The 25,378-nt window shown below is 55.3% G+C and carries 18 protein-coding genes; 9 read left to right on the top strand and 9 right to left on the bottom strand.

Annotated features, from left to right (window positions below; all coding sequences use genetic code 11):
- Positions 1–78: 78 nt before the first annotated feature.
- Together FUA23_RS10820 and FUA23_RS10815 are read left to right on the top strand one after the other, a co-directional pair.
- Positions 79–1,038, top strand: coding sequence for a PorP/SprF family type IX secretion system membrane protein (locus FUA23_RS10820; protein WP_147930759.1), 960 nt, complete (start codon positions 79–81; stop codon positions 1,036–1,038).
- Between the two features lie 350 nt (positions 1,039–1,388).
- Positions 1,389–1,940, top strand: coding sequence for a DJ-1/PfpI family protein (locus FUA23_RS10815; protein ID WP_147930758.1), 552 nt, complete (start codon positions 1,389–1,391; stop codon positions 1,938–1,940).
- Positions 1,941–2,064: 124 nt separating this feature from the next.
- Here FUA23_RS10815 and FUA23_RS10810 read toward each other — a convergent pair whose 3' ends face one another.
- Positions 2,065–7,434, bottom strand: a complete 5,370-nt coding sequence (locus tag FUA23_RS10810) for a T9SS type B sorting domain-containing protein (protein ID WP_187270971.1) — start codon at positions 7,432–7,434, stop codon at positions 2,065–2,067.
- 326 nt (positions 7,435–7,760) lie between these two features.
- On the opposite strand from FUA23_RS10810, the gene der reads away from it, so the two are divergent.
- Together der and FUA23_RS10800 are read left to right on the top strand one after the other, a co-directional pair.
- Complete coding sequence (der, locus tag FUA23_RS10805) at positions 7,761–9,065, top strand: ribosome biogenesis GTPase Der (protein WP_147930756.1); 1,305 nt, start codon at positions 7,761–7,763, stop codon at positions 9,063–9,065.
- A 1-nt stretch (position 9,066) separates the two neighbouring features.
- Positions 9,067–9,753: a uracil-DNA glycosylase family protein gene (locus FUA23_RS10800; RefSeq protein ID WP_147930755.1), complete on the top strand. Its 687-nt coding sequence runs from the start codon at positions 9,067–9,069 to the stop codon at positions 9,751–9,753.
- Here FUA23_RS10800 and FUA23_RS10795 read toward each other — a convergent pair.
- The gene (locus FUA23_RS10795; RefSeq protein ID WP_147930754.1) at positions 9,746–9,946 is read right to left on the bottom strand and encodes a hypothetical protein; all 201 of its coding nucleotides are present in this window, start codon (positions 9,944–9,946) and stop codon (positions 9,746–9,748) included. The genes FUA23_RS10800 and FUA23_RS10795 overlap by 8 nt on opposite strands.
- A gap of 117 nt (positions 9,947–10,063) precedes the next feature.
- On the opposite strand from FUA23_RS10795, the gene bcp reads away from it, so the two are divergent.
- From bcp to FUA23_RS10780, 3 genes are all read left to right on the top strand, one after another.
- Positions 10,064–10,525 carry a thioredoxin-dependent thiol peroxidase gene (gene bcp, locus FUA23_RS10790; RefSeq protein ID WP_147930772.1) on the top strand — a complete coding sequence of 154 codons (462 nt, stop codon included), beginning with the start codon at positions 10,064–10,066 and terminating at the stop codon, positions 10,523–10,525.
- Positions 10,526–10,633: 108 nt separating this feature from the next.
- Positions 10,634–11,275, top strand: a complete 642-nt coding sequence (locus FUA23_RS10785) for a LysE family translocator (RefSeq protein WP_147930753.1) — start codon at positions 10,634–10,636, stop codon at positions 11,273–11,275.
- Positions 11,276–11,665: 390 nt separating this feature from the next.
- On the top strand, positions 11,666–13,540 hold the full coding sequence (locus FUA23_RS10780; protein WP_147930752.1) for an ABC-F family ATP-binding cassette domain-containing protein: 1,875 nt from the start codon (positions 11,666–11,668) through the stop codon (positions 13,538–13,540).
- Positions 13,541–13,602: 62 nt separating this feature from the next.
- Here the strand turns inward: FUA23_RS10780 and FUA23_RS10775 are convergent, their stop codons facing one another.
- Both FUA23_RS10775 and tgt read right to left on the bottom strand, forming a co-directional pair.
- Complete coding sequence (locus tag FUA23_RS10775) at positions 13,603–14,640, bottom strand: hypothetical protein (RefSeq protein ID WP_147930751.1); 1,038 nt, start codon at positions 14,638–14,640, stop codon at positions 13,603–13,605.
- Between the two features lie 256 nt (positions 14,641–14,896).
- A complete protein-coding gene (gene tgt, locus FUA23_RS10770) occupies positions 14,897–16,030 on the bottom strand; it encodes a tRNA guanosine(34) transglycosylase Tgt (RefSeq protein WP_147930750.1) in 1,134 nt (377 codons plus the stop codon).
- A 180-nt stretch (positions 16,031–16,210) separates the two neighbouring features.
- Between tgt and FUA23_RS10765 the strand changes: the two genes are divergently transcribed.
- Complete coding sequence (locus FUA23_RS10765) at positions 16,211–18,643, top strand: T9SS type B sorting domain-containing protein (protein WP_187270969.1); 2,433 nt, start codon at positions 16,211–16,213, stop codon at positions 18,641–18,643.
- Positions 18,644–18,655: 12 nt separating this feature from the next.
- Here the strand turns inward: FUA23_RS10765 and FUA23_RS10760 are convergent, their stop codons facing one another.
- A complete protein-coding gene (locus FUA23_RS10760; protein ID WP_147930748.1) occupies positions 18,656–19,435 on the bottom strand; it encodes a M23 family metallopeptidase in 780 nt (259 codons plus the stop codon).
- Positions 19,432–19,770, bottom strand: a complete 339-nt coding sequence (locus tag FUA23_RS10755) for a PadR family transcriptional regulator (RefSeq protein ID WP_147930747.1) — start codon at positions 19,768–19,770, stop codon at positions 19,432–19,434. Before FUA23_RS10755 ends, FUA23_RS10760 begins: the two co-directional genes overlap by 4 nt.
- Before the next feature lie 200 nt (positions 19,771–19,970).
- Between FUA23_RS10755 and FUA23_RS10750 the strand changes: the two genes are divergently transcribed.
- Positions 19,971–20,693 (top strand): hypothetical protein, encoded by a 723-nt coding sequence (locus tag FUA23_RS10750; protein WP_147930746.1) that lies wholly within the window; start codon positions 19,971–19,973, stop codon positions 20,691–20,693.
- A 28-nt stretch (positions 20,694–20,721) separates the two neighbouring features.
- Here FUA23_RS10750 and speD read toward each other — a convergent pair whose 3' ends face one another.
- The 3 genes from speD to FUA23_RS10735 form a co-directional block, all read right to left on the bottom strand.
- A complete protein-coding gene (gene speD / locus FUA23_RS10745) occupies positions 20,722–21,123 on the bottom strand; it encodes an adenosylmethionine decarboxylase (RefSeq protein WP_147930745.1) in 402 nt (133 codons plus the stop codon).
- On the bottom strand, positions 21,123–22,700 hold the full coding sequence (locus FUA23_RS10740) for a polyamine aminopropyltransferase (RefSeq protein WP_262713703.1): 1,578 nt from the start codon (positions 22,698–22,700) through the stop codon (positions 21,123–21,125). Before FUA23_RS10740 ends, speD begins: the two co-directional genes overlap by 1 nt.
- A gap of 86 nt (positions 22,701–22,786) precedes the next feature.
- Entirely contained in the window at positions 22,787–25,216 is a 2,430-nt protein-coding gene (locus FUA23_RS10735) for a DUF5682 family protein (RefSeq protein WP_147930743.1), read from the bottom strand.
- Positions 25,217–25,378: the final 162 nt, after the last annotated feature.

Raw genomic sequence — 25,378 nt, 5'->3', positions numbered from 1 at the left:
TTCCCGGAACCTGCACACCCTGCTGGTTCCGGGAAGCCTTTCATACCATCCCTCCCAAAAACGCAAACAACGCTTCCGATGAAAAAAATGCTACCCACCCTGGTTTTATTCCTGGTAGCCCTGGCCCCGCTCACGGCCCAGGACGAAGCCGTCTTTAATCATTACGTTCAGAACCCGATCATTCTGAATCCGGCGGCCGCTGGATTTCTTGATGAGTACACCATCCAGCTCAACGCCCGGGCGGCGTGGTCTGGTTTCGAGGATTCTCCCAAAACAGTTGCTGCCAGACTCAACGGGCCCATCGGTACCAACTTTGGTATCGGTGCCGGGGTGTTTTCCGAAAAAGCAGCCGGCATCCAGCGGTTGAAGGGCCAAATCGACGTGGCTTTCCGCTTCGGCTTTGGTGAAGAAGTAAAAGGAGTGCCCGCTTTTCAGGCGGCGTTCGGCTTCTTTACTGAGTTTCAGCGCCTGACGCTCGATGCTGATATTATCAACAATCCCCGTTACGAACCGGGAGATCAAACTATTCAGGAGTATCTGGACGGGAAGAACGAATTCGACGCGGGCATCGGCATTTATGGCAGCTATCTCCAGAATACCTTTGGGGGCTTCACCATCAACAACCTGGTCGCTAAGCGCCTGGGCGATATTTCCGGGACCACTACCGACGAAGGCTTCAACTTTACGTTTCTGTTGGGCCATCGTTTCCGCATCGAGGAACTGAACGTTAACCTTACCCCGAGCCTCATGCTTCGTGATGTGCAGGAAGCTCCTTTTATGATGGATTTCAACATTCAGGCAGGTTTTCTTGACGACCAGTTCATCGCCGGGCTTTCTTACCGGAATCTGGGAGGCCTGGGAATGCTGCTTGGTACCAAAATCAACGGCCTGCAACTTTACTATTCCTACGACCTGGGCTTCAGTGAATTCCAGAGCTACAACAACGGTAGCCACGAATTTACCGTCGGTTATTCTATCGACCGTAAGTCGATTCAGGAGAATCGTAACAAGAAGGCAATCGAAGACAATCGTCGCTAAAAGCGCCCGAATTGTAATTTTGTTGCTAAGTACTTATCTTTGACTCGCGCTCCTACTTCATTGTACGAGCGCGAGTTAAGTTTTGGGCTCTCCGGTGTTGCTCCCTCCGTGACACATTGCTATCTACCTACAAAAATATTATGCTGTCTTCACGTACCCCCGTGAATGGCACCTCCGTTGGCGTACTCCGGCAACGGGCAAGAGCTTAAATCGGTTTTTGGGATAGCCTCTCTTCCGCGGTTCGGGAGAGGGGTTTTTTCTTGGGCGCGGCCGCAGGTGCAAAGGGCGTTTGCAGTGCTGGCTTCGTCAATCAGGAACCCTGCCTGCACCGACCGATTAAAAACCTACACATGACCGCTGCCTATATCTTGTTCAACGACATTACGCTCCTCGACTTCGTTGGGGTGTACGATCCACTCAGCAGATTGCAATCTCAGGGGCACCTGCCTGATTTCAGTTGGGATACCTGCGCCCTGACGCCCACAATCAACGATTCCTTCGGCCTCGAAATCGGAGTGGATCACGTATGTCCAAATCTGAGCAAATACGACCTCATCGTCGTGCCCGGAGACTTCGGTACCCGGATGCTGAAAGACAACCCGGCTTTTACTGCCTGGCTCCAGACTGCGACCGATGTGCCACTAAAAGCTTCCGTCTGTACCGGGGCCCTGCTCCTCGGAGCTGCAGGTTTCCTGAAAGGGCACCGCGCAACTACCCACTTCAACGAGTACAAAACTCTTGAACCCTTCTGCGCTGAAGTCGTCCGGGAAGACCTTGTTGATGACGGGGCAGTGATCACCGCCGGAGCAGTCGCCTCTTCCCTTACGCTGGGGCTTTACCTATGCGAGAAGTTTGCGGGGAAGGAAAAAACAGAAGCTGTACGTAGAAGTATGGCTTATTAGCTACACACGTGACCGTGGGCATGAACCTCCGTTTACTCCGATAGTACACGCTTGCCGGAAACTTCGCTTTGACCAGGGCGAAGTCCGGCAAGAATGCATGCAGTTGGATACGTGTGAAGCGAGATCAGCGGACTACCATTACGTCTCCGGAAATAACCCGGCTCCCGGTCTCCCGGTCATCACGGTAAACAACCTCGATGACGTAAACGAAGACACCGATCTCTACCTGTTCACCGTCTTTGGTGCCGTCCCAAAGGTCATCGATGCTCTCAGAGCGGAATACGGGGGATCCCCAACGGTCAAAAACTTCCATACTGTACTCAAGGATTTCAACCCGGTCATTGTACATCATGCCGAACTCATCGTTGATCCCGTCGAAGTTAGGAGAAAAGGCGGTAGGCATGTAGTCGTCGAATTTGATGCAGCTTTGGAAAGCTACCTCTACGGTGTCGGATACGGTGCAGTAATCGTCTTCGAGGAAGGCGCGGATAGTACCTGGGGCAGGAACGAGGTAGGTTGGTCCGGTAGAGCCGTCTGACCAGGTTAGGTTGCCTACGCCCGCAACCGCTTGTAGTGTAAAAGCCTCGTCGTCACAAACGGTGGTGTCCTGTCCCAGGTCGAGCACCGGTGGAGCGTGGAAGGTAAGCAGGACCGAGTCGCGGGCAATACAACCGTTGGCGTCCTCCACCTCTACGAAGCGAAGGGCGCTCTCGGTGAAGGTGCGGGTAACGTCCATCTCGCCGTCGTCCCAGGTAATCAGGCCGAGGTTGGCGGGGGAGACGGAAACCATGAGTTGATCGTCTTCACAGGCCTCCTGGTCGTCGCCGAGGGAGAACTCCGGGGCCGCGAGGAAACTCACATTCACGCTGTCGGCAACCACACAGGGGCCATCGGTGACGATCACTTTATATTGACCCGCCTCCAGAGTAGTAAAGGAGGAAGAGGTTGAGCCATCCTGCCAGACTCCGCTTATGCCCGCATCGAGAACGACGGGGATGCCTTCGCATTCAGACACGTCCGGCCCCAGCTCAACTACGGGTGGGGCGAGGAAATCAACCACAAAGTCTTTGGTCAGTGTACAAGGCCCGAAATCAAATTCTGCCGTAAAAATTCCTTCGGTGGCTGTACTGAAATTAAGTCCGGTTTGCCCGTTGCTCCAGCGGATAGCATCGGCTGGCACCTGGGTTGTGAGACGGAAGGTCTCCCCTTCACAAATTTCGTAACCGTCCACCACATCCAGATCGTCGAAGCGGGGGAAGACCAAATTGATGGTGTCGCTGGAGGTGCAGCCGGCGCTGTCGATAGTGACGAAGTACTGACCGGAAGTGGTGGCGGTGAAGGTTTGTCCGGTACTGCCGTCTTGCCACTGGTAGGTGTAGCCGGGGTTGCCGGCATCAAGCAAGAGCTCAGGTGCTGTGCAAAGGGTGGAGTCGTTGCCGAGGTTGACGGTGTTTGGGGTCACGTAGACCACTTCAACGCTGTCCCGTACGGAACACTGCCCGTTGCTGGCTTCGACGAAATATATGCCGGGCTGATCTCCGGTGAAAGTGGTCTCCGTACTTCCGTCCTGCCACATAAAGTTATCGGCGTCAACGGATGCGGTGAGGGTGAAATCTTCCCCCGCACAGGCGACAACGCGGTCATCGCCCAAATCGACGGTAGGAGAGGGTAGAACCGTCAGCATTGTGCTGTCTGATTTGAGACAACCGCCGAGGTCTACGGTAACTTTATAGAGGCCGGAGGCAAACGCACTGAAGGTAGGCTCAGTACTTCCATCCTGCCAGAGGTAATCGGCCGAGTTCAGGCCGGAGTCGGCCGACAGAATCAGGGTGTCGCCGGTACAGATGACCGGGTCTTCGGGGAGGTCGACCTCAAAGGCCTGGGCGTCGAGGACCGTGATGGTGTCCCGGATGAGGCAGGAGTTCTGGAACGTTACTTCCACGAAGAAAGTCCCCGACTGGTCGGTAGTGAAGGTCGAATCCGTAGAGCCGTCCTGCCAGAGGTATTGCTCTCCCGGGCTGAAATTGAATGCGTCCAATACTATGTCTTCTCCTTCGCAGATTGCACGGTCCTGCCCTAAAAACCCGACGGTCTGGAACTGAGGCGCTGTTTCGAAGAGCCAGTTTACGTTTGAATTGCCAATGTCGGTGCTTCGTGATCCGGCCAAAAAGTCGGCACCGCCTACTCCGGTGATGTTCCTCATCTGAACAAAATCGGCGATGATTTTACCGTCGCCCGGCACCTGCGCCCGCGCCTGTGTGCCATTGATGCTGGACTGTAATGCGATGGGCGTACAGTTGTTACCGATTGTTTGCCAGTACTTGTTGATCGTTTGGTCGGCATCGGCTTTGAAGGTGTACGATTTACCCGGCGCAAAAATAAGGGTGTCTGTGGTCAGCTCCAGATCGAGTCTGCCGTTGCCATTGAAGATGACGGAGCTCGCCGTTACGTCGATGGTCGCAGATTCTTCCTGGACGAACAGTCCGTTGCCGGAAGCGTTGCTGAAGAGGACGTCGTTGAAAGTCACACCGTGATCAGCTCGGACGGCCCCCGAAGTGCCAGTGAGTTCTACCAGCGAATTACCGGGGTCGATGGTTACGTTAGCTGCTCCGTAGGCCGAAAAAGCACCGGTAAAACCGTCATAATTCCAGTGGAGGCGAAGATGTGCGTCTCCCAGGTTTATGAATTTCGGGGCCGGACTTTGCACAACAGTAAACCGATCCAGATCGCCGGTAAGGTCGTTGAAATTGATGTTGCCGCGCTGATGAATGAGGTTCGCTCCCAGAAAATCATCCAGGAAAGTGTAAGTACCGGTTTGTTCGAAGATGAAATCGAAGAACCGGGCGTTTCCGGTTGTGATCGTATGATTGGAGGTCCCGGAAAAGTACACCCAGTAAGCTCCTAAATTCATGTTGCCTTCATTGGTGAAGCTGCCCGAAATCCTCATTCTGTTGCCATTGAAGTAATTGAGGTTGGTCAGCCCCGGCGTCCAGTTGATATCGTGACAGTTGATATACCGATCACTGTTGTTGTTGACTGCAAAATCGATTGCGCCACCGGAGTTTTCGTCGATAATCACATCGTCGATCATTGTCGGTACACATTCACCTCCGGCTCCGCCGGAGGTGAGCGACCAGTGGGCGGGGTCGAACCACTCGCCATCGCCGCCAACCCAGAAGAGTGTACGGTTGGTTTCCTGGTTAATTTGCCAGCCGGTATTTCCGCCGCCGTCAACAGAGGCATCTGCAATAGCCGGTGCACCGGCGGTAAGCTCGATGTCGCGGAGGTACAAACGCTCAAAGGTCTGCGCCGGAGGCAGTGAGATTTGCGCTGTTTGGTCGGGAAAATCAGAAATGATGGTGGTGAGCCCGTCTGCACAACTGCCGTTAGAGACTAGTTCATCGATGGTTTGTTGGTCTCCGGCCCGCAGTTCATAAGTACGGCCGGGGGCGAGTTGCAGGTAGTTTATTGCGTTATTGCCAGCAAGAAAGCCTGAATTGTAGAAGGACATAGAGTCCACAATAACCGTTGGGTTAAAGGCAGGATCAAAGATGTTTTGGTAGAAGCTGGCGAGAGGGATGAAAAAATTGATGACATTGAAGGCCATGGGGTCTGCTCCGTACACGTTGACGCTGCCGTTGTCCGCGCCTTCCAGATTAATGATAGAGGTACCTGCATCGAACAGCAGGTTTTCGGAGAGCAAACTGACCTCGCAGTAGTAGAAGCTATCCTGGCGAGACTCAATGGTTAAGCGTGAGTCGCCCAAGTAGATTTCCCGGGGATTGGGCTCGCGGGAGTAGAAAAAGTTGGTGCTCACCGCCTGGTCGTTCGTCCGGAAGATGCCTGATTTGATTTGCAGTTCGAAGTAAACATAAAGAGAGTCCTGCAAAATCCATTCTCCGTTGCCTTCAAAAATGGCGTTTCGGTTGAGGGGCTGTCCTGCGGTTGTAATGGTGTTGCCCGTCAGGTTAGAGGAGAAAACATAAGTGCCTTCGAAAGAGTGCTCCATGTCGGGAATAAAATTCAGGGACCCTCCGATCTGCATCCGGTTCTGCTTCGGTCCGGCAAAAGTGGGACTAAAGCTCGCTCCGGCCCAGCTCATGTTGCGGCAAGCCGCATTTTCTACGTTGATGGTAACGGTGCGGTTAGCACCATCGAAGGAAGCGCCGTCAAAAAAAACGTCGTCCGCCAGTGAAGGCACGCACCCACTGACCGGTCCACCGCTAGAGAAAGACCAGTTGTTTGGGTTGTTCCAGTTCCCGTTATTACCAACCCAGTAGAAGGATTCATTGGGCCGGGCATTGAGCGTCCAGCCGTCATTATTACCCAGGTCAATGGCATTATTGGCCGTGAAAGTACCGCCGCCCGTGGCGGAGATGGCGCGTAGCGAAGTATAGTCGGTCGTAATGGGACTGGAGGCAGAGAAGATGGCGGGATCTGTTGCGGTACTGCTCAGGTCCACAGTTCCCTGACAGTCTCCGTTGGCAATCAGGTCACCAAGCGTGAAAGTTGCGCCACTCAGGAACCGGTACTGCTGGCCGCTGTGAAGCTCTAACTCTCCGATGGTGTAGTCTCCTTCCAGAAGCGTACGGTGCAGCAGGTTGAGGCGGCTGTAGCTCACGGTGGGTTCGGAGGCGAAACCATTTTGGTCCGTCCAGTTGCGAATATTCGAAGAGCCAGCGGGGGCACTCAGTACAACCTCATTAAAGTTCAGCGTGCCGGGGCCTTCCAGAAAAACATCAACCTGGCTACCGGTGAGGTCAATTGTGGATGTGCCAGCATCGAGCGTCAGGTTGCGGGCGTCGACCCAGAGGGGTTGAGAATTGATGGTGGCGTAGGAGTTGGGGTAGGGGCGCCAGGTGTTGGCAGTAATAGTGATCGTGCTTGCGCCAAGCTCGAGGGTGCGGGGGGCGTCACTGTCGGTACGTAAATACCTGGTCGTTACGGCGCGGCCGCTGGTGCGAAGTGTGCCTTCATTAAAGAGCAAAATGGAGTCGACGGCCACGTCTCCCTGCAGTGTCCACTCTCCGGTGCCGGCAAACTCCAGGATGTAACCCGCCGTATTGCCGCGGAAGTCGACGTCGTTCGCGGTCGTTCCGGTAAAAACACAGGTACCGTCAAAACGGTAGTCCATCGCATCGATCAGCTCCAGGGAACCGAAGATGTTGAGCGTAACGCCGCGCCCACCCAAAAAAACAGGGTTGCCCGTAGCACCCGACCAACTCATGCTGCGGCAGAAGTTCACATCAGTATTCAGCACTACCATCTCCATGGGGCCGGAGAAGGAATTCGCATCGAAGTAAACATCGTCGTTGGAAGTAGGGGCCTGGGCGTGGGTGGTGCTGCCACCCGAAGTGGTGGCCCAGTGGCTGATGTCTGACCAGTTGCCGGAGCCGCCAACCCAAAAATAATCGGCGGAGGAAACAGAGCCTGATATGACAGCAATGAAGAAGAACACCGCGATGACACGGCGGACGTAAGGAAGGAAGAACATGATATTTGGGACTATGGATGTAATTAGGCGGCTTCCCCTCAAAGGTGGAGAAGAATAGAACTCATCTGCAAATATACGCAGACGGCGGGTTTGGATGTCGGGACACATACTGCGCATTGGCATCCACCACCTTTCAAAACGATTCATTGCACCTGCGTGCGCGCCTTATTGTTACCCCCGCGACTCTCTGGCCGGGGGATGAGAAGTAGTGAGGGGGTAAACAATTGCTTTATAGCATTTTGAGCGCGCTTGTTGTTACAGGATGTATCTTTGCGCCCCTCAACCAGAAGCCCCTCCTACTGGTTAGCAAAAGCAGAAGCAAGTAAATTATGGATATCGTCGCAATTGTAGGCCGGCCTAACGTCGGAAAATCAACCCTGTTTAACCGCCTGATCGGTACTAAGCAGAGCATTGTTGACGACCAGAGTGGCGTAACCCGCGATCGTCAGTACGGAGAATCGACCTGGAACGGAAAAGATTTCGCCGTGGTTGATACCGGTGGCTTTGTTCGGGGAAGCGACGATATTTTCGAAGCTGCCATTCGCCTGCAGGTGGAAATTGCCATCGACGAAGCAGCAGTCATCATCTTTATGGTTGATGTAGCTACCGGCCTGACGGACCTGGATGAAGCCGTGGCCCGTATGCTGCGCAAAACAAATAAGCCGGTGATGCTTGTCGTCAATAAAGTCGACAACCACAGCCGCCTGCTGGAAGCCAACGAGTTCTGGAGCCTGGGCTTTGAGCATACGCACTTCCTGTCTTCCGTAACGGGCTCAGGTACCGGAGATATGCTGGACGCAGTAGTTGAGTATATCGAAAACCGCGAAGAGGAGCCGAAGGAGATTCCGCAAATTGCCATCGTTGGTCAGCCGAACGCGGGTAAATCGAGCTTTATCAACGCCCTGCTTGGCGAAGAGCGTAACATCGTTACCGACATTGCCGGAACGACCCGCGACACCACCAGCAGCCACTACAATAAGTTCGACCGTGAGTTCGACCTGATCGATACTGCGGGTATTCGCAAGAAGGCTAAAGTCTACGAAAACCTGGAGTTCTACTCCGTAATGCGTGCCATCAAAGCCATCGAAAAAGCTGACGTTGTGGTACTGATGATCGACGCCGCCGATGGTATAGAAAGTCAGGATCTCGCCATTTTCAGAATCGCGCAGCGCAGAAACAAAGGCATCGTAATTGCCGTAAACAAGTGGGACCTGATCGAGAACAAGGAAACCAACACTGCCCGCGACTACGAGCAAACGGTACGTGAGAAATTTGCGCCCTTCAACGATCTTCCCGTTATCTTCATGTCGGTTCTTGAAAAGCAACGGATCATGAAGGTGGTAGACGCCACCATGCAGGTTTACGAAAGCCGCACCCGCCGCATACCTACCAGCCGCCTCAACGAGGTGATGCAAAAGGCGATGGAGCGCTACGCCCCGCCGAGCTACCGTGGCCGCGAAGTAAGCATCAAGTACGTTACCCAACTCCCGATTGCTTATCCTGCTTTCGCTTTCTACTGCAACCATCCGCAGCATATTCAGGACTCGTACAAAAACTACCTGGAAAACAAAATCCGCGAGAACTTCGATTTTACTGGAGTGCCGATTTCTATTTTCTTCCGGAAGAAGTAATATGACCTTCGCTCAACACGTCCTCAACTACCATACCGACACCCTCCGGCCCGACTGGAAGTTGCCTAAAGGTGTAGAGTTGCTCTACCCCTTCGGCGAGGAAGATACCCAGGCCTGCATGAAGGCTTTCTACGAAAAGTATTTCTCCGATAACCGGGACCGCATCTTCGTAGCCGGCATCAACCCCGGCCGCTTTGGTGCGGGCGTAACGGGTGTTCCCTTCACCGGGCCGAAGATGCTACGCGAACAGTGCAACATAGAGCACAACTTTACCGGCCGGCCCGAACTGAGCGCAGACTTCATCTACCGGTGGATCAACGAAATGGGAGGGCCCGAAGCCTTCTACCAGGATTTTTACATCACCTCCGCCTGCCCTCTGGGTTTTACCAAAAACGGTAAGAACTACAATTACTACGACGACAAAAAGCTGGAAAAGGCCATCCGCCCCCGCATCATCGAGAACTTCGATGTTCAACTCGGTTTCGGCTCACGGAGAGAATTTCTGCTCTGCCTCGGCGAAGGGAAAAACTATAAATTCCTCAAAGCCCTCAACGAGGAACGCGGGTGGTTCGGAGAGGTGATACCCCTCTCTCATCCCCGTTTTGTGATGCAGTATAAACGCAAATCTCTTGATGTGTACCTGGCGGATTACGTTGCCAAATCCGAAAGAGCACTTTCCGCTATTTAACCGAGAACTTCTTCCGGAAAATAAGGTAAATGATTGGTCCGAACAGCGGGATGAGCAAAACGGCAAACAGTAGACCATTGCCCATTCCTGCGGCCGAGCGTGCCGAAATATCTCCACGGGCTTTCTTCAGAATGGGCCAGTAGATGGCTACAGCCACGATGAGTACAGCGAGAAAGACTAATGTTTGTTGCATGAGGCAAAGGTAGGGCTGCGGTCAGAAATAAGAATGAAGAAGCCCGATTACCGGGAGATTGCCGCAAGCCGTGCCCAAACTGCTGAACTCTGCACTCCGACGGCTGTTGTTTTAGCCATGACTACATTACAACCTGGCGATCTCGCCCCCGATTTTACCGGCACTCTTCAGGACGGTACCACCGTTTCTCTTTCTGATTATGCAGGAAAGAAACTGATCATTTTCTTCTACCCAAAAGACGACACGCCCGGCTGTACGGCCGCTGCCTGTTCTTTGCGGGACAGCTTCGGAGAGCTTCAGGAGAAGGGCTATGAACTTCTTGGAGTGAGCCCGGATAAACCCGCGAAGCACCTCAAATTCATCGCGAAGCACGATCTGCCGATGCCGCTGCTGGCCGATGAGGAGCACGAAATGATGGATGCCTACGGAACCTGGGGACCTAAAAAGTTCATGGGACGCGAATACGATGGTGTTCTACGCACAACTTTCGTGATCGATGAGGATGGTAAAATCGACCGCGTTTACACCAAAGTCAAAACCAAAGTGCATGCGGAGCAAATCCTGGCCGACGAGGAATAAACAAAGCGATAGCGTGATGGAATTGAAACTTCGCGTACGAAGTCTCCCCTGTCACGCTACCAGCAGTTCCCCTTTGTTGTCCTGAACTCGTGAGCGCATAATAAATCTATCAGTCTTATTAATTCATCAACCTATTTTCTGGAAGGCATCCGTGCTGGCCTCGTCCTGTCGCTTCTGGTGGGCCCGCTGCTGGTATTGTTGTTGCAGCTGAGTCTTCGGCGGGGGACTTTAGCCGCGTTTGCCGGGGCGATGGGTTTTTGGATAAGTGATGTTTCTATTGCCGCCGCAACCCATTTTGGCTTAGGTGGGCTCGACAAAATTTCCGACAGTATCTATCTTACCAAAGTAATCGGTACCATCGGCGGGGCAATCTTGCTCATCGTCGCCATTGTCGGCTGGTTTCGTGAGCCTGTCGATTTCACGGCAGAGCGCGTAGTACCCAATCGCCGCGGGTTACTGAGCGCTTTCGCTCAGGGCTTCGGGATCAACCTGTTTAATCCGTTTACGATTTCTTTCTGGTCGTTTTTCAGCGTCACCCAGATTCATGACCGGGAGCTCTCCGATGATGCTGCACTGGCGGTGTACACCGGTTTAATCCTTACCGTGATCCTTACCGATTGCATCAAGGTGCTCAGCGCCCGGAAGTTGCGGGAGTTCCTCACGCCGGAGATGGTGCGGCGTGTGCAGCGGTTTGGCGCACTGGCGCTTGCGGTGTTCGGGGTCGTTTTGGCGATCCGGGTATGGTTGTAGGCCAAGAAGCCTGATGCTTTTTTGCTGGCGCGGCCGCAGGTGCAGAGGGAGGGGTTGAGGCAAAGGTGGGGTCTTTCTCGCTACTTACCTTTCCGCGCCCTCCGGGCGCGGCGCTCTTCTGAGGTAGGGTGTTCCTTCTGTAGAGGCGAAGTTGTGGCGAAACATCAATGCCTTTGTTCGTGACCTTCCGGTGGCCCGCATCCGGAGGATGCTCGGCGCGCTCTCGCTTGGGACGGAATCCGGCCGGGATATTCCCCTGCTGCAAGGCTAAACAGGACTTCGCGCTGGTCTGGAACACCAAGACCGTTAATTGACGTTCACTCTACAGGAAACCGTATCTTCGCCGCCCGCAAGCAGCGCACCGAATTTCAACGAACCAAATTACCAACCGTGGTCTATCTCGAACTAACCGACGTTTCTAAAATATACGGCGAAAAAGTCCTCTTCGACCGCGTAAGCCTTCAGGTGGCCAGGAACACCAAGGTCGCTCTGGTGGCCAAGAATGGTACGGGGAAATCCACCCTGCTGCGCGTCGCCGCCGGCATCGACCTGCCCGAAGGGCTGGGGTCAGAAGTCTACATTCACAAAGACGCCCGTATGGCGTACCTGCCGCAGGAACCTGACTTCGGTAAAGACGCAACGGTAATGGATGCAGTGTTCAACTCCGACAACGAAATGGTCCGCGCAGTGCGCGACTACGAAGAAGCCCTCAGCCGGACGGACCAACCCGAGAAGCTGCAAAATGCCCTCACCCGCATGGATCGCCTCCAGGCCTGGGATATTGAGGCCCGCATCAAGGAGGTGCTCTTCAAACTCAACATCGAGCGGTTCGACCAAAAGGTGAGCACCCTCTCCGGTGGCCAACGCAAGCGCGTTGCCCTCGCCAAACTCATCATCGATGAGCCCGACCTCATCATCATGGATGAGCCGACGAACCACCTCGATCTGGACATGATCGAGTGGCTCGAAGAGTGGCTGCAGTCTACCAACCTCACCCTCCTGATGGTGACGCACGACCGTTACTTTCTGGAGCGTGTCTGTAACCGTATCATTGAACTCGACGGCGGCAACATTTACCACTACACCGGCAACTACTCCGATTTTCTGGAGAAGAAATCCATCCGCGAAGAAACCTCAGCCGCTGAACTGGACAAGGACAAAAAGCGGATGAAGAAAGAACTCGAATGGGTCCGCCGGATGCCATCGGGGCGGGGTACGAAGGCCAAAAGCCGCATCAAGGACTTTCACGAGCTGAAAAATAAAGTCAGTGGCCACCGCAGCGAAGACGAACTCACCATCGAGATAAAAGGCCAGCGTCTTGGCGGAAAAATTCTGGAAGCGCACAACATCGGTAAGTCGTACGGAGACCGGACGCTGGTGAAGGGCTTCAGCTATAAATTCCAGAAAGGCGAGCGGGCCGGCATCGTAGGTCGCAACGGGGCGGGCAAGTCGACCCTGCTACACATGCTCACGAAAGAGCTAGAACCGGATACCGGTAAGGTCGTGCACGGCGTAAATACGCACTTCGGCTATTACACCCAGGATGGTATTAACCTCGACAAAGACAAGCGCGTCATCGAAGCCATTCGTGAAATTGCCGAGTTTATCCCACTCGAGAAAGGCCAGAAACTGACCGCCCGCGGCCTGCTGAACCGCTTCATGTTCCCCGATAAGCAACAGCAGGTGTACATCAGTCAGCTGAGTGGAGGAGAGCGCCGACGCCTCTACTTGCTCACCATCCTGATGAAGAACCCCAACTTCCTCATTCTCGATGAGCCGACGAACGACCTGGACATCATGACCCTCAATATTCTTGAGGATTTCCTGATCGACTTCCCCGGCTGTGTACTTATCGTTTCTCACGACCGGTTCTTTCTGGACAAAATCTGTCAGCATCTCTTCATCTTCGAAGAAGATGGCAACCTCCGCGATTGGAACGGCCTGTACACAGAGTACCGGGCCACCCGCAAGGAAGAACTGGCCGCCGAGAAAGCAGCCCTCGCCGAAAAGGCTTCCACTGCACCTGCGGCCGCGCCCAAAAAAGAGGAGCCCCAGGAACACATGTCTCAGGAGACCCGCAAAGCCATTCGCCGCATCGAGGGCCAACTGAAAAAACTGGAGGAAGCCAAGTCGAAGATCAATAAGATTTTCCTCGATCCAACCGGACTGAACCCCGATAAAATCGCCGACCTCGGCCGTGAGCTCAACGAGCTCAACGAGCAGATCGAGGAAAAAGAAATGGAATGGATGGAACTGGTGGGGTAGGATCTAAGCAGTAGGTAGTGCTGACGCTGTTGCCGCTCATCCGCCTGCGGCAGTGCCGGGCTCTACATACTCCCCAAACTCTGCCGGAAGTCTTTCTCCAACGAGAGTCGTAGTTGCGCCTGTAAAACATCTCCCATGCTTCGGCAGCGGTTGAAGAGTTTAGTTTCGTGGTGGGCGTTCAGTTCTTCCTTGAGCTGTTGGGTTTTCTCGGCGAAGGAAACTTCGTCTTCAGATATAATCTTCAATAAATCCCGGACGCGGCGGTTGCCGACCTTGATTCTGGCGCCGATCATCGCCCGCTCTTCGAGTTGGTATTGCCGGACCGCAGGCGGTCCGATATGCTGAATGCCAAGGTTGATGATCGGGTTGTTTTCCTTGAAGTATTGTGGCAGGTAAAACGACTTTTTACCCTCGTAGCACTGCTGGTCGAAGTCGATGGCGCGAAAGCGAAACTGGCTGCCTTCGATGTCGGGCGTAATGTCGATCACGTAATTGTAGGCCCGCATATCGCCAAGGAGGCGAACGAAGCAACGCTCGTTGAATTTGACGAATTCCTTCGCCATCCGGATCTGGTTGAAGGTAATATCATCGAGCTTACTCTTGAAGAAATCGTCGCCGGGGATGCCGGCGATGTGTTCCTCGATCAGGGTGTCGCCGTCTACCAGATAGCGAACGGACTCGGGGCTGAGCAGTTCTTCCAGTTCAAGCCCGTACACGCGGTTGGCATCTGTCTTCTTGACGTAAAAGTGGTCGTAGTTGTCGTTGAGCCGGTTGATGATCCGGACCCGAAAGGGTTTGGTGTTTCCAAACAGGCAGTAATCTACTCTGGCCACTTCCAGATGCTCGAGTGCTGACATGTCTCCGCCCATCCGCAGGTGGGCGTAGATTTTTTTCAGCCCTTCCATGATGGGCGCGCGCTCGTACTCGTCGTAAAAAATGGTTTGCCAAAGCGTGTCTTCGCCGGCATGATTGATCAGGTCAATGGTCTGCTGAAACCGGTCGAGGTCTTCGTACTGCAGGGGAAGATCTACCTCGCGGCGGTGCTTGCGCAGGTAACCGCGCAGTTGCGCGCGGACGGGCATGATTACTTTCTTCTTCATTGGTGCCCGTAATTTAGTAAATGCAACTTTACCGCAGTTAAGATCGGTTGAGTTAGTAACGGCAGAGGTCATCGTAGAATCACTGGTTTTACAATGCGCGGCAGGGGTGTTGTGCATTGAGTAACGCTACTCTGCCTGCAAAGTACGGTAGCGCTATCTACTACGAGCTGTCCACTACGAGACACCCCTGCAAAAGATTTACGTTATGTTGTTTTTGCACCTCAATTGCCTTCGCGGGGAATTGGGGTGCTTTGATTTACAACTTCCGCTCCAACCCCGGCAATACGCTGGCTGCCCAGTCTGCGAAATCTCCTTCGATGATGTGTTCTCGTGCTTCGGTGACCAACGAGAGGTAAAACGCGAGATTGTGCAAGGTCGCCAACTGCGGGCCGAGCAATTCACCTACCCGGAAGAGGTGAGCCAGGTAAGCTTTTGTGTGCGTTTGTGAAGTAGGAGCTGCGTCGGGCCGGTCATCGATGGGCGAGAAGTCGGTACGCCATTTTGCGTTCTTCATGTTCATAATCCCGTTGCGGGTATAAATCACGCCGTGGCGGGCGTTGCGGCTGGGCAATACGCAGTCGAACATATCAACACCCCGGCTGATGCACTCGATGATGTTGGCCGGGGTACCAACGCCCATCAGGTAGCGGGGTTTATCTTTGGGGAGCACGTCACAACAGAGCTTACTGATGCGGTACATATCCTCGATTGGTTCGCCGACGGAGAGGCCGCCGATGGCGTTACCGGGTTGGTCCTGGCTGGCGATGAACTCGCAGGACTTCGTCCGCAAGTCGTCAAAGCTACTACCCTGAACGATGGGGAAAAGGGCCTGACTGTGGCCGTATTTCGGGGAGGTTTCGTTCATGAACGTCACGCACCGTTCCAGCCAGCGGTGGGTAAGGTCCATGCTGTTTTTGGCGTATTCCCTGGTGCTGGGGTAGGGCGGGCACTCATCGAAGGCCATTACGATATCGGCCCCGATGCTGCGTTGAATGCCGAGGCTGGATTCAGGGCTGAAGAGGTGGCGTGAGCCATCGATGTGGCTGGCAAAGGTGGCGCCTTCTTCGGTGATCTTGCGCCGGTGGGCGAGGCTGAAAACCTGGTAACCGCCACTGTCGGTCAAAATCGGACCGTTCCAGTTCATGAACTTGTGCAGACCGCCGGCCGCTTCCATCGTCTCCATACCCGGGCGGAGGTAAAGGTGGTAGGTGTTGCCAAGGATGATCTGGGCTTTTACCTGTTCTTTCAGCTCGGCCTGGTGTACACCTTTCACAGTCCCGATGGTGCCAACGGGCATGAAGATGGGCGTATTGATCTTACCGTGATCGGTAGTAATGGTACCGGCGCGGGCGTCGGATTTCTGGTCGGTATGGTGTAGCTTAAATTGCATTGGCACGAAGGTAGGGAGTAGCCGGGTAAGGCTGCAAGACTATCAGGCCATTTCCCCCGCGCGAACGCAGGATGCAGTGCCGGTTGAGATGCAATGTCCAACAATCGGATAGCGACAATTCGGGATTTATCACTGCTCCGCAGGTCACAAATGACTCATCAGCAGTATCTTGATACCAGAATGTACCGTTTTCTACTCTTCTGTCTCTTTCTCTCCTCCGGAGGCTCCGCTCAGGATTTTCACCGCTACTACGATTTTGGTGGTGCGGAAAGCCTCAGCGATCTAATCGTGCTCAGCCCCGAACGCCTGGTCGCCGTCGGGAATTCCCGGGATTCAAGCGGGACAGATCACGCAATATTGCTCACGCTCAACGGCCAGGGAGAAGTAATTGGTTCAATTACCCCGGATTATAACCTGAGAACGCGGGGTATGACCCTGGCCCGCCAAACCGACAGTACCTTCTGGGTAGGCTGCTGGCGCACCCCTTTCGAAATTGTAGACGACTGGGTCGTCTACCTCGTCAACGCTAATACGAGCGAAGCCACCGGCTTCGGTTGGGGCGTAGAGACGGTCGACGAACAGATACGCACTATGGCACCTTACCCCGACGGTGGCGTGGTAGTCGCCGGAAACACCGGCATCATCAACGAGGCCATCATCTCCCGCCTCGATGCGCAGGGTAACGAGGTCTTTCGCAGGGCATTCTCTATCCCCGGTAATCAGTTTTCCATCTTTACTGATGTCGAGATAGGGCCCAACGGCAACATCTTCGCCGCAGGAGACTTCCACCTCACCGGAGGCCCGACGGGAAAAAATGGCTACTTCGTTGCGGAGTTCACGCCAGCCGGCAGCCTCATTCGTAGCCAACGCTACGACTTCCCCGAGGGAGAGGATGGTGCCGATGAGGCCGGGGTAGCACTGGAACTGTTGCCGCAGGGCTTTCTGGCCATCGTCGGGTCGCGCCGCGTAGAAGGCGGCCGGGTAGGCGTAACTATTATCATCGACCAGAACCTCGAAGTGGCGGGCGCATTCCAGCGGATAAACTCACAATACTCTACGGCCCGCGATTTGCTCGCTATCGGACAAGACCGGCTCCTTATTGTCGGCTCCGGTTTGGACAACGAGTCGGTCGACTTTGGCCTGGTAACAGATTTCGACGTGGCCGGTACCGGTACGCCCCTGAATGTCGCCTTCGGTACCCGAAATGCAAATAACTATTTCAACGGTCTGGCCGCCAGGCCAGGCGGCGGGTTCTACTTCTACGGCCGGGGTAACCTCTGCCCGGGCGAAGACGGATCGGATGCGCTCCTCATCAGTGTCGGCCCTGGATTAAACGATCCTGTGGCGAATTGTTATTCGCTCACCGATAACGTCGCAGGGCGGGAAATCTTCCCGACTTCCACCGCAGCAGGCATCGCATTTGATCGCCAGGATGAACGCTTCGATCCGCCGGTTTTTCGGCCGGTTCCCGTTACTGCTACTCAGGATCAAACATGCCCGCGCATCGCGTCCTTTCCCGCTGCAATACCCGACCCGGCCTGCTACGAAACGCCCATTTTATTACTTGATTCAGCGGTGCTGGTCTCCCCGCCGGGCAGCGTATCCCGGATATTGGTGTCGATAGGCGGCGCGAACGCAGGTGCAATGGATTTCCTCGAAGTCGATGACCTGCCCGCAGGCATTGTGGCAAACGGCAACCGTAGCCGTAACCTGACGCTCATGCTGGAAGAGCCCGGCGGAAGTAGCGAGTTGTTGCTCGCAACCCTGTCCCGCATCCGTTTCGGAATAGAGGGAGATGAAGTAGCCGGAGGAGAACGGATCATCGGTGTCAACGTCGCCGGGAAATGCGAACGCGGAGACTTTTTCAGTTTCAACTTCAGCCTCGCTCCCTATCTCCCCGCTCCTTTTGGCCTCCCGGCCGACACTACGCTCTGCCCGGAAACCGCGCTCGTTCTGGAAGGACCGGATATTGCCGGCCTCACCTACCGCTGGAGCAACGGTGACACAACAAGAACCACTCTCGCTGATGAACCCGGAGAATACACCCTGAGGGTAACCACAGGCTGCCGCGAAGACTCCGCTACCGTTCGCGTAACTGCTGCGGCAGATGCTCCGCAGTTGACCGCCGCCATCGTGCAGGAGAGCGTTTGCCTCGGCGATAGCCTCGTTTTTCAGCCGGGCTCCGAGCCCGGCGTTCGCTACGCCTGGGCCGACGGAACACCCGATACCCCGGATCGGGTATTCCGAACGGGAGGCACTTACGAATTGCTGCGGGCCAACGCCTGCTCGGATGCATCCACCACGGTGGAAGTCAGCTTTCGTGATTGCTGCCGCCTTTATCTCCCCAATGCTTTCTCACCCAACGGCGATGGCATCAACGATGTATTCCGGGCCTTCCCGGATACGGACGAATGCAACCTCGTGAGCGATTTCAGCCTTCAGGTTTTCGATCGGTGGGGAGGGGAAGTGTACGTTGGGCAGGACATCACCGAAGGGTGGGATGGCACGGTGAACGGGAAGATGGCGGGCAACGGCCACTACGTTTACGGCATAAGTTATTTCAACGGGCTTATGCAAATTACCCGTTCAGGAGGGGTTGTGTTGTTGCGCTAAGAGCTTTTCCTTCTAATCTACCAGCGCCAGCGGATTAACCGGTACGTCATCCTTCAGTACTTCGTAGTGGAGGTGCGGCCCGAGCGATTGGCCGGTAGTACCTACCGCGGCAATTTCCTGGCCAAGGATGACCCGGTCTCCCCGTTCAACAACGTGCTTGCTCAGGTGGCAATAAGCGGTTACGTAACCATCCTCGTGCAGAATGCGGACCGTAATGCCATAGTTGCCGTCTTCGCCGGCATAAATAACTTTTCCGGGAGCTGTGGCTTGTACCGGAGTCCCGACTTTGGCTTTCAGGTCGATACCCCGGTGTAGGGTCGTTCTTTTGGTAAGGGGATGCTTACGCATACCGAAACCTGATGACAGAGCCGCTTTCATGTCCACTCCCGCGATCGGGCTGGCGGTAGGCGGGTCGAACCGGCTGTAGTCGGCGGCGTAATCCGAGGAATGGTCATGGTGGTCCAGCGCCAGCGGCGCTGAGTGATCAACGGAAGTGAAGGGAGAAAGCAGGCAGATGCCAGCGACGAGCGCAATGGCAGCAGAAGCGCGGTAAAGCATGGGTTTGGTTTTTGTGGTGAAATTGATGGTCTTTTGCAGGTCCCGGAGTTGGCGGATGGGCCAGCTTTTCAGCGTTTCGCTCAGGGCCTGATCGAAAGATTCGCCGGTAGTCATCCGGGCTTCGATGGCGCAGCAGAGGTGATCGAGCAGCTCGGTGCTGAGCTGTTCGTTCAGGCCGGCCCGGGCAAGGTGCGCCTGTACCCGGGCAACCTGATGTTCGGAGAGGATGATCATGTCTTTTCGGGTTTTAAGTCGAGCAGGGTTTGCATCGTGAGCAGAAAGCTGCGGAATTCTTCCCGCCGGCTGGTGGCCGCTGCGCGGCCCGCCTCGGTGATACTGTAATAGCGGCGGGCCCGGCCGTTGACTTTCTCGGTTTCGGTGGTGAGCAGGCCGTCTTTCACCAGTTTGTGGAGCAACGGGTACAGCGCGCCTTCCGTCAGGGTGTAACGACCGTCGCTCAGGTCTTCCACCCGTTTGTTCATCTGGTAGCCGTAGAGACGACCTTCCTGATCGAGCAACCTGAGCACCACCGTTCGGAGAGTACCTTTTATTAGTTCTTTTGAATACATAGAACAATGATACATCGGAATTAGATGTATTAAAGAATTTTGCTTGGGCTTTAACATTTTTACCTTGCCGATCAGCCGTCTTTGCACCCTGCGTTCGCGCCGGAATATGAAGTGGTGGCGCCATCGCAGGATGCAGTACGAAAAACAAAAAGCAAAGCTCCGGTAGGCGGAAGGCTCGTTTTTTACCCGATATTTACGGCATGAAATACTTCCCTCTTTTTCTTCTTCTGATTCTTTGTGCTTGCAAAAACGACGATAAAGCCCCGGACGCAGCGGTAACACAAAAGCCCGAAATGAAACTGCCCGCACCCAAAAAGGTGCAGATCAGATCCGGCAAAGCCACCTTCGTTGAAGATGAAACTCCGGAAGCAAACGTCGAAGACGACCTCAACGGCGACGGAGAGCGCGACCGGCTGGATGTAATAACCACCAAAGAAGAGAACGACGGACTTGGCTTTAAACGTCAGTTGGTGGTTTACTCCGGCGAAGGCGCAGACCTCGATGCCTGGTACACAGCGGGGGAAGTCATCCTTTCCACCAGACACGGTGGCATGATGGGCGATCCGCTCGAAAGTGTGAAAATCGAGAACGGAACCATCGTCGTCCGGCATTTCGGCGGCAGCCGGGCCAAGTGGCACAATACCCACCGGTTCCGCTGGCAGGATGGCGATTTCAAACTCATCGGCGCAACGATCATCAATGATGATGCATGTACGGAGTACACCGAATTAGACTATAATCTTTCCACCGGCGAAGCTGAGTATTCGGTTACACCTCAGGACTGCACCGGCGATGAAATCAAGAAAGGCGTAAAACTTATCACCACGTTCAGGAAGAAGATGCCGCTGCCTTCAATGGATGGTTTTGTCTCCGGAACGTACGAACTGAGCGCCCCGGAACTTAACAAGGCGGTTTACTTCTAACGCACCGTGTCGCTGGGGCTACGGGGGCTTAGCCCCCGCTGGAGTGATCGTTGACCCATCCCCGGTCAAAAGCAGCCAGGTAATGCCGCCTGGCGCCAAACTCTGCGATCAGTAGTTTGATTCCCGCATCCAGGTCCAGGTCTCCGCAGCTGAAAATGTCGATGGCTGCGTAATTGTGTTCGGGCCAGGTGTGCACCGTCAGGTGACTCTCGGCGATAACAACTACGCCGCTAACACCGTGAGGATTGAAGGCGTGAAAGTGACTGCCCACAATGGTCGCGTTCATCTCGTGCGCGGCAGCGTTGAGGATGCGTTCTGAATCTGCCGGAGCAGACAGGATACCCGCAGTACACTCGTAAAGGTCGAGGTGGACGTGGCGCCCAAGAACTTTTGTTCCTGGCGGTAAGGGGAAAGATTTGGGAGCAGGCATCAATAGGTCTTTTCGCGTTGCCAATCGGACCATTCATCGAGGAAGTAGTCCAGCAAAACGGGACGGTCGAGGCGATTGGGTTGCAGATTAAGTTCGGTTGGTTCCCGCAGGTCGGGTGGGAAGTAGAACATTGCGGGGAGGGCTTCGGGTTCCAGGAATTTTCTTGAAACGTCGGTCCGGAGTGCGGGGGCGGCGCTTCCGCCGCCGGCCATAATGAAGCCCCATACCCCGAAGCTGGGAACCGTTATTTTGTACGGCCGGATGTGCTCAAAGCCGATAGCTTCGAGCGTTTTAGCGATGCACCAGAAGGTCTTACGGGTATGGTACGGACTGGTTGCCTGGGTCGCAAATACTCCGTTGTGCGCAAGCCGGGCTTTTGCCATCCCGAAAAACCAGGTGCTGTAGAGCCGGGCGACACTTTCGTTGGAAGGGTCGGGCAGGTCGGCAAGGATCAGGTCGTAGGTTGTAGTGTCGTTGCGCAGGAATACGGCCGCATCGGCAGCGATGCACTGCACCCTGGGGTCGTCTACGGCACCCGCGTTCAGCGCCTTGATGACCTCGTGTCGGCGGGCGAGGTCGAATATCCGCTCGTCGAGGTCAACGATGGTGAGTTGTTCAAGTTCGGGGAGTTTGAGTAGCTCCCGGGCGAGCAGGCCTTCGCCGCCGCCGAGAATCAACGCCCGTTTAACCGCCGGAGTGCCGGCTGCCGGAATCAGGGCTAACGCCTCATGGTAGCGGTATTCATCGCGGCTTGAAAACTGGATAACGCGGTTGAGGTACAACCGCAGGTCATCCTTGTTTTGGGTGAGCGTGATTTGCTGGTAAGGTGATTGCTCGCGGTAAATTACCCGATGCGGATAGGCGCTTGCTTCCCACTGCGCAAGGAAGGGATTAGCCCAGGCCAGTAACGCTCCGAAGGCTACCAGGCCGATGGCCGTCCAGATGTACACTGCCCGCTTACGTTTGGTGTCCAACTGGTCGCGGAAGAACCAGCAAACTCCAAAGCCGAGTAGCAGATTAACGGCTCCGAAAATCAGACTGGAGCTGTACAATCCCACAAAGGGCAACAACAGAAAAGGAAAAAGAAGTGTGGCAGCAAGCGCACCGACATAGTCGAAACCGAGAACATCGGCCAGGTTCTCTTTTAATGGTGAATAGCGTTCCATCACCCGGGCAAGCAGTGGAATTTCCAGCCCGGTCAGCATCCCGATGCCGAAAACAAGGCCAAGCATCGTGAACTGATACTGGGTGTTGGTTTGGTACTGAAACAGGAAGTACAGAAGCGGAACGGAAACTCCACCGAGCAGGCCCAGCAGCAGTTCCGTACGGATGAAAGCCTCCAGTTCCCGCTCCTCAACAAATCTGGTCAGAAACGACCCGACGCCCATCGCAAACATATAAATACCGATGGTGAGGCTGAACTGCTTCACGCTATCCCCCAGGAAATAGCTACTCGTGGTACTGATTAGTAATTCGTAGACGATGCTGCAAAGCCCGGCCAGAAATACGGCGGCGATGAGAAAGGTTTTTTCGGGGCGTGTTCTGATGTCGTTACGTTTTTTCGGGCGCGGCCGCAGGTGCGGAGAAGGGATGAAGGAGCAAAGGTTGATTTGGCAAAGTTAGGGGTGGAAATGCTTGGTTCCCAACTTCCCGGGTTCTGTGTTTACCCCATCCAGCCCAGCAGGGCTTCGATCAGGTCTTCGCCGGAGACGTTGGCTTGCGGTGCATCTGTGCTTAGTTCAACTTTCTTTGCACCTGCTGCCGAGCCTGCTGCTGAAGCATGCCGGGGTGTTTCCGGTATGACCGCAATGTCCGTTTTCCGTTCGTCGCCCTTCTTCCGCGCCAGGGTAAGAAGCCGCTGCCGATCGAACTGACTGAAGTCAGCAAAGGTCCTCCGCAGGAGTGGGAGTATGTTCTCGAAGTCTTCCCAGACCAGCCCCGCTACCCAGTCGTTTACCAGGCCCCACAGCGGAGGATAATGGAAGAGCAGCTGCCCGCTGCCGTGCAGGAACCCACTGAGCCACTGCGCAACCGCCTGTGCTCCATTAGCTGCCGATAACGCCCGGGAGAACCGCTGGGCGGCTTCCTGGTCGTCCAGCATATCGTGGTCGTAAAGCAAGCGGATCGTGTGGCCTTCCAGGAGCGGGTGTACCCCTCCGGCGGCAGCCGTTCGGCGGAGGCCGCTGGTCCATATTTCGGTGTGTTGCTCGTTGTCGAGTTGCGCCAACGCATAGTTGGCTGCGGCAAGGTGCTGGAGTAGTTCCCCGGCCTGCTCGTCGTCGATATTGGTGGTCGCTACCGGCAGGCCGGCGGCAAGTCGCGGCAACAATTCATCGATCACCATCAGCAGGGCGGTGGTATCCGTTTTGCGCGAATCCCCGTAGCGGGAGGTCTGCACCAGAGTCGGTAAGGCGGCGAGCAAAGAAGCTACGTCGGTTGTTTCTGCAGCGCGTTCACGAAGCAGAGCCATCAGATCGGGAATGGCTTCGGGCAGGTTGGCCCGCAGACAATCGAGGGTGAGCTGGGCAAGCGGCCGCACGGTTCTCATTTCTGCGGCTTTCTCGCGGGCGTACCTTCCTGCGGCTACAGCAACGGTATTGCCGTAGCTTGCACGTTCGATCAGGAAAAGGCTGTATTCCGGTTGCCACTCCAGTAGCCAGATTTCTTTGAAACTGCTCAGGCTGTCCGGACCTGCCGGCTGGAGTTTCCCCCAGGTTATTTCGAGCAGGTTGAGGCGGTGGAGCAGATGGCTTTTGCGCAGGTCGTTGTTGGCGCGCAGGTCAATGCCTCCCCGGGGGTTAGTCTTGGTAGCTTTCAGGTACTGTTCGCCGGCTGTTTCCCACAGTTTTGCCATGCGGGTACTTTTTAACTCCCGGTTGAGGTCTTGCAGGAGGGGAACTGTCGTTACGTCGGGCGGAACGAAGCCTACCGTTGTACCGATGGTCAGCTTTTCGTGAATAACCGCTAAGCGCTCTGGCCTGCCCGCAGCCAGAGTTCCGAGCAGGGCCTGCTCGAGTTCATGGATGCCCGGCTGTTCGTGGTCGCGCAGCGTGGCAAGTGTTTTGGCCAGCGAGACTCCTTCGGTGGCCATGGCGGGGCTGGCGTCGAACCCTTCGCCGCGCAGGAGTTTTGCCGCTGTTGCCATCCAGCGGTCGGTTGCATTATCCGGGAAGTCGTACACGAATTGGTACCAGTTCGGGCTGGCTACTCCGGCGCCGTAGCCTCCGGCCCGGGCCAGCCGGGGGTACGACCACGGGACCCAGGCTGCGGCGATTTTCACCTTCGGCAATCCTTTCAGGATTGCTTTATCGGCCGTCGCTTTGTACTTCAGAGGATCGGACACAGCAGGGCCGTGCCAGGCGCCAACGACGACCGCGATGCGTTCGGCTCCGGTTTTCAGCGCTTTGCGGATTTCGGTGCGCATGAAGGCTTCGCGGCGCTGGTTCTCGTCGTCGGAGGCAGAGGGGAAGGTCTCGCGCAGCTCGGCTACCATGCTGAGCAGGGCTTCGAAAACAGCCAGAGAGTCTTCGTGTCCGCGTTCCAGGGTAGCATCCCACCAGGCTTCGGAGTCCTGATAGCCCGCCAGCTCTGCCATCAGGGAAAGCGGATCACGACGAAGCTGACGGCGGAGTTGTTCTTTGGTCTTACCGGGCAGGACGGAAGGTTCTTCCACGGGAGGCTCTCCGGTCGCGAACAGTGTGGGTGGAACAGCGGCAGCCTTTTCGGCGAGATAGTTTCTGGCGGGCAGGTCGATCGGCCATACGTCAATGTCCCGCTCTACAGCCCAGTCGATTGCCTGGTATTCCGGGCTGAAACGCGCGAAGGGGTAAAAGCTGGCCCTTTCGATGTCTTTTGCATCGTACAGTACCATTGCGACCGGAGGTCGCAAGCCGTTGGTGACGACCTCGCGCAGTACTTTGTCGGCATCCGCAGGCATCTCGATCAGGATAAGGTCTGGTAGATACGCATCGAGTGCGGCGCGGAGGCGGCGGGCAGAGCCAGGGCCATGATGCCTTATGCCGAAGGTTTTTAGTTTGATGGCGGAGAGGTTATTGTTTTTAATCCCGGAAGCCCGGCTGATGGGTGGTGTCACCAAAGATGAGCAATTGTAAGCTATTTTTTCTGAACCATATAGCCGTTTCTGACTTATCCTTCAGTAAGCTGATTGGTACCGCCACGTTCAAGGGGGGGAGAGGACTGGGTGAATGAGGAGCCAACAGAAAGTGTCGGTAAAAGTTGACCGCGGTGTGTTACG

It is taken from the genome of Neolewinella aurantiaca (genome assembly GCF_008014675.1).
GTDB classification, from domain to species: Bacteria; Bacteroidota; Bacteroidia; order Chitinophagales; family Saprospiraceae; genus Neolewinella; species Neolewinella aurantiaca.
The sequence above is the reverse complement of the archived record's forward strand: the minus strand, read 5'-3'. Positions and strand labels throughout refer to the sequence as shown.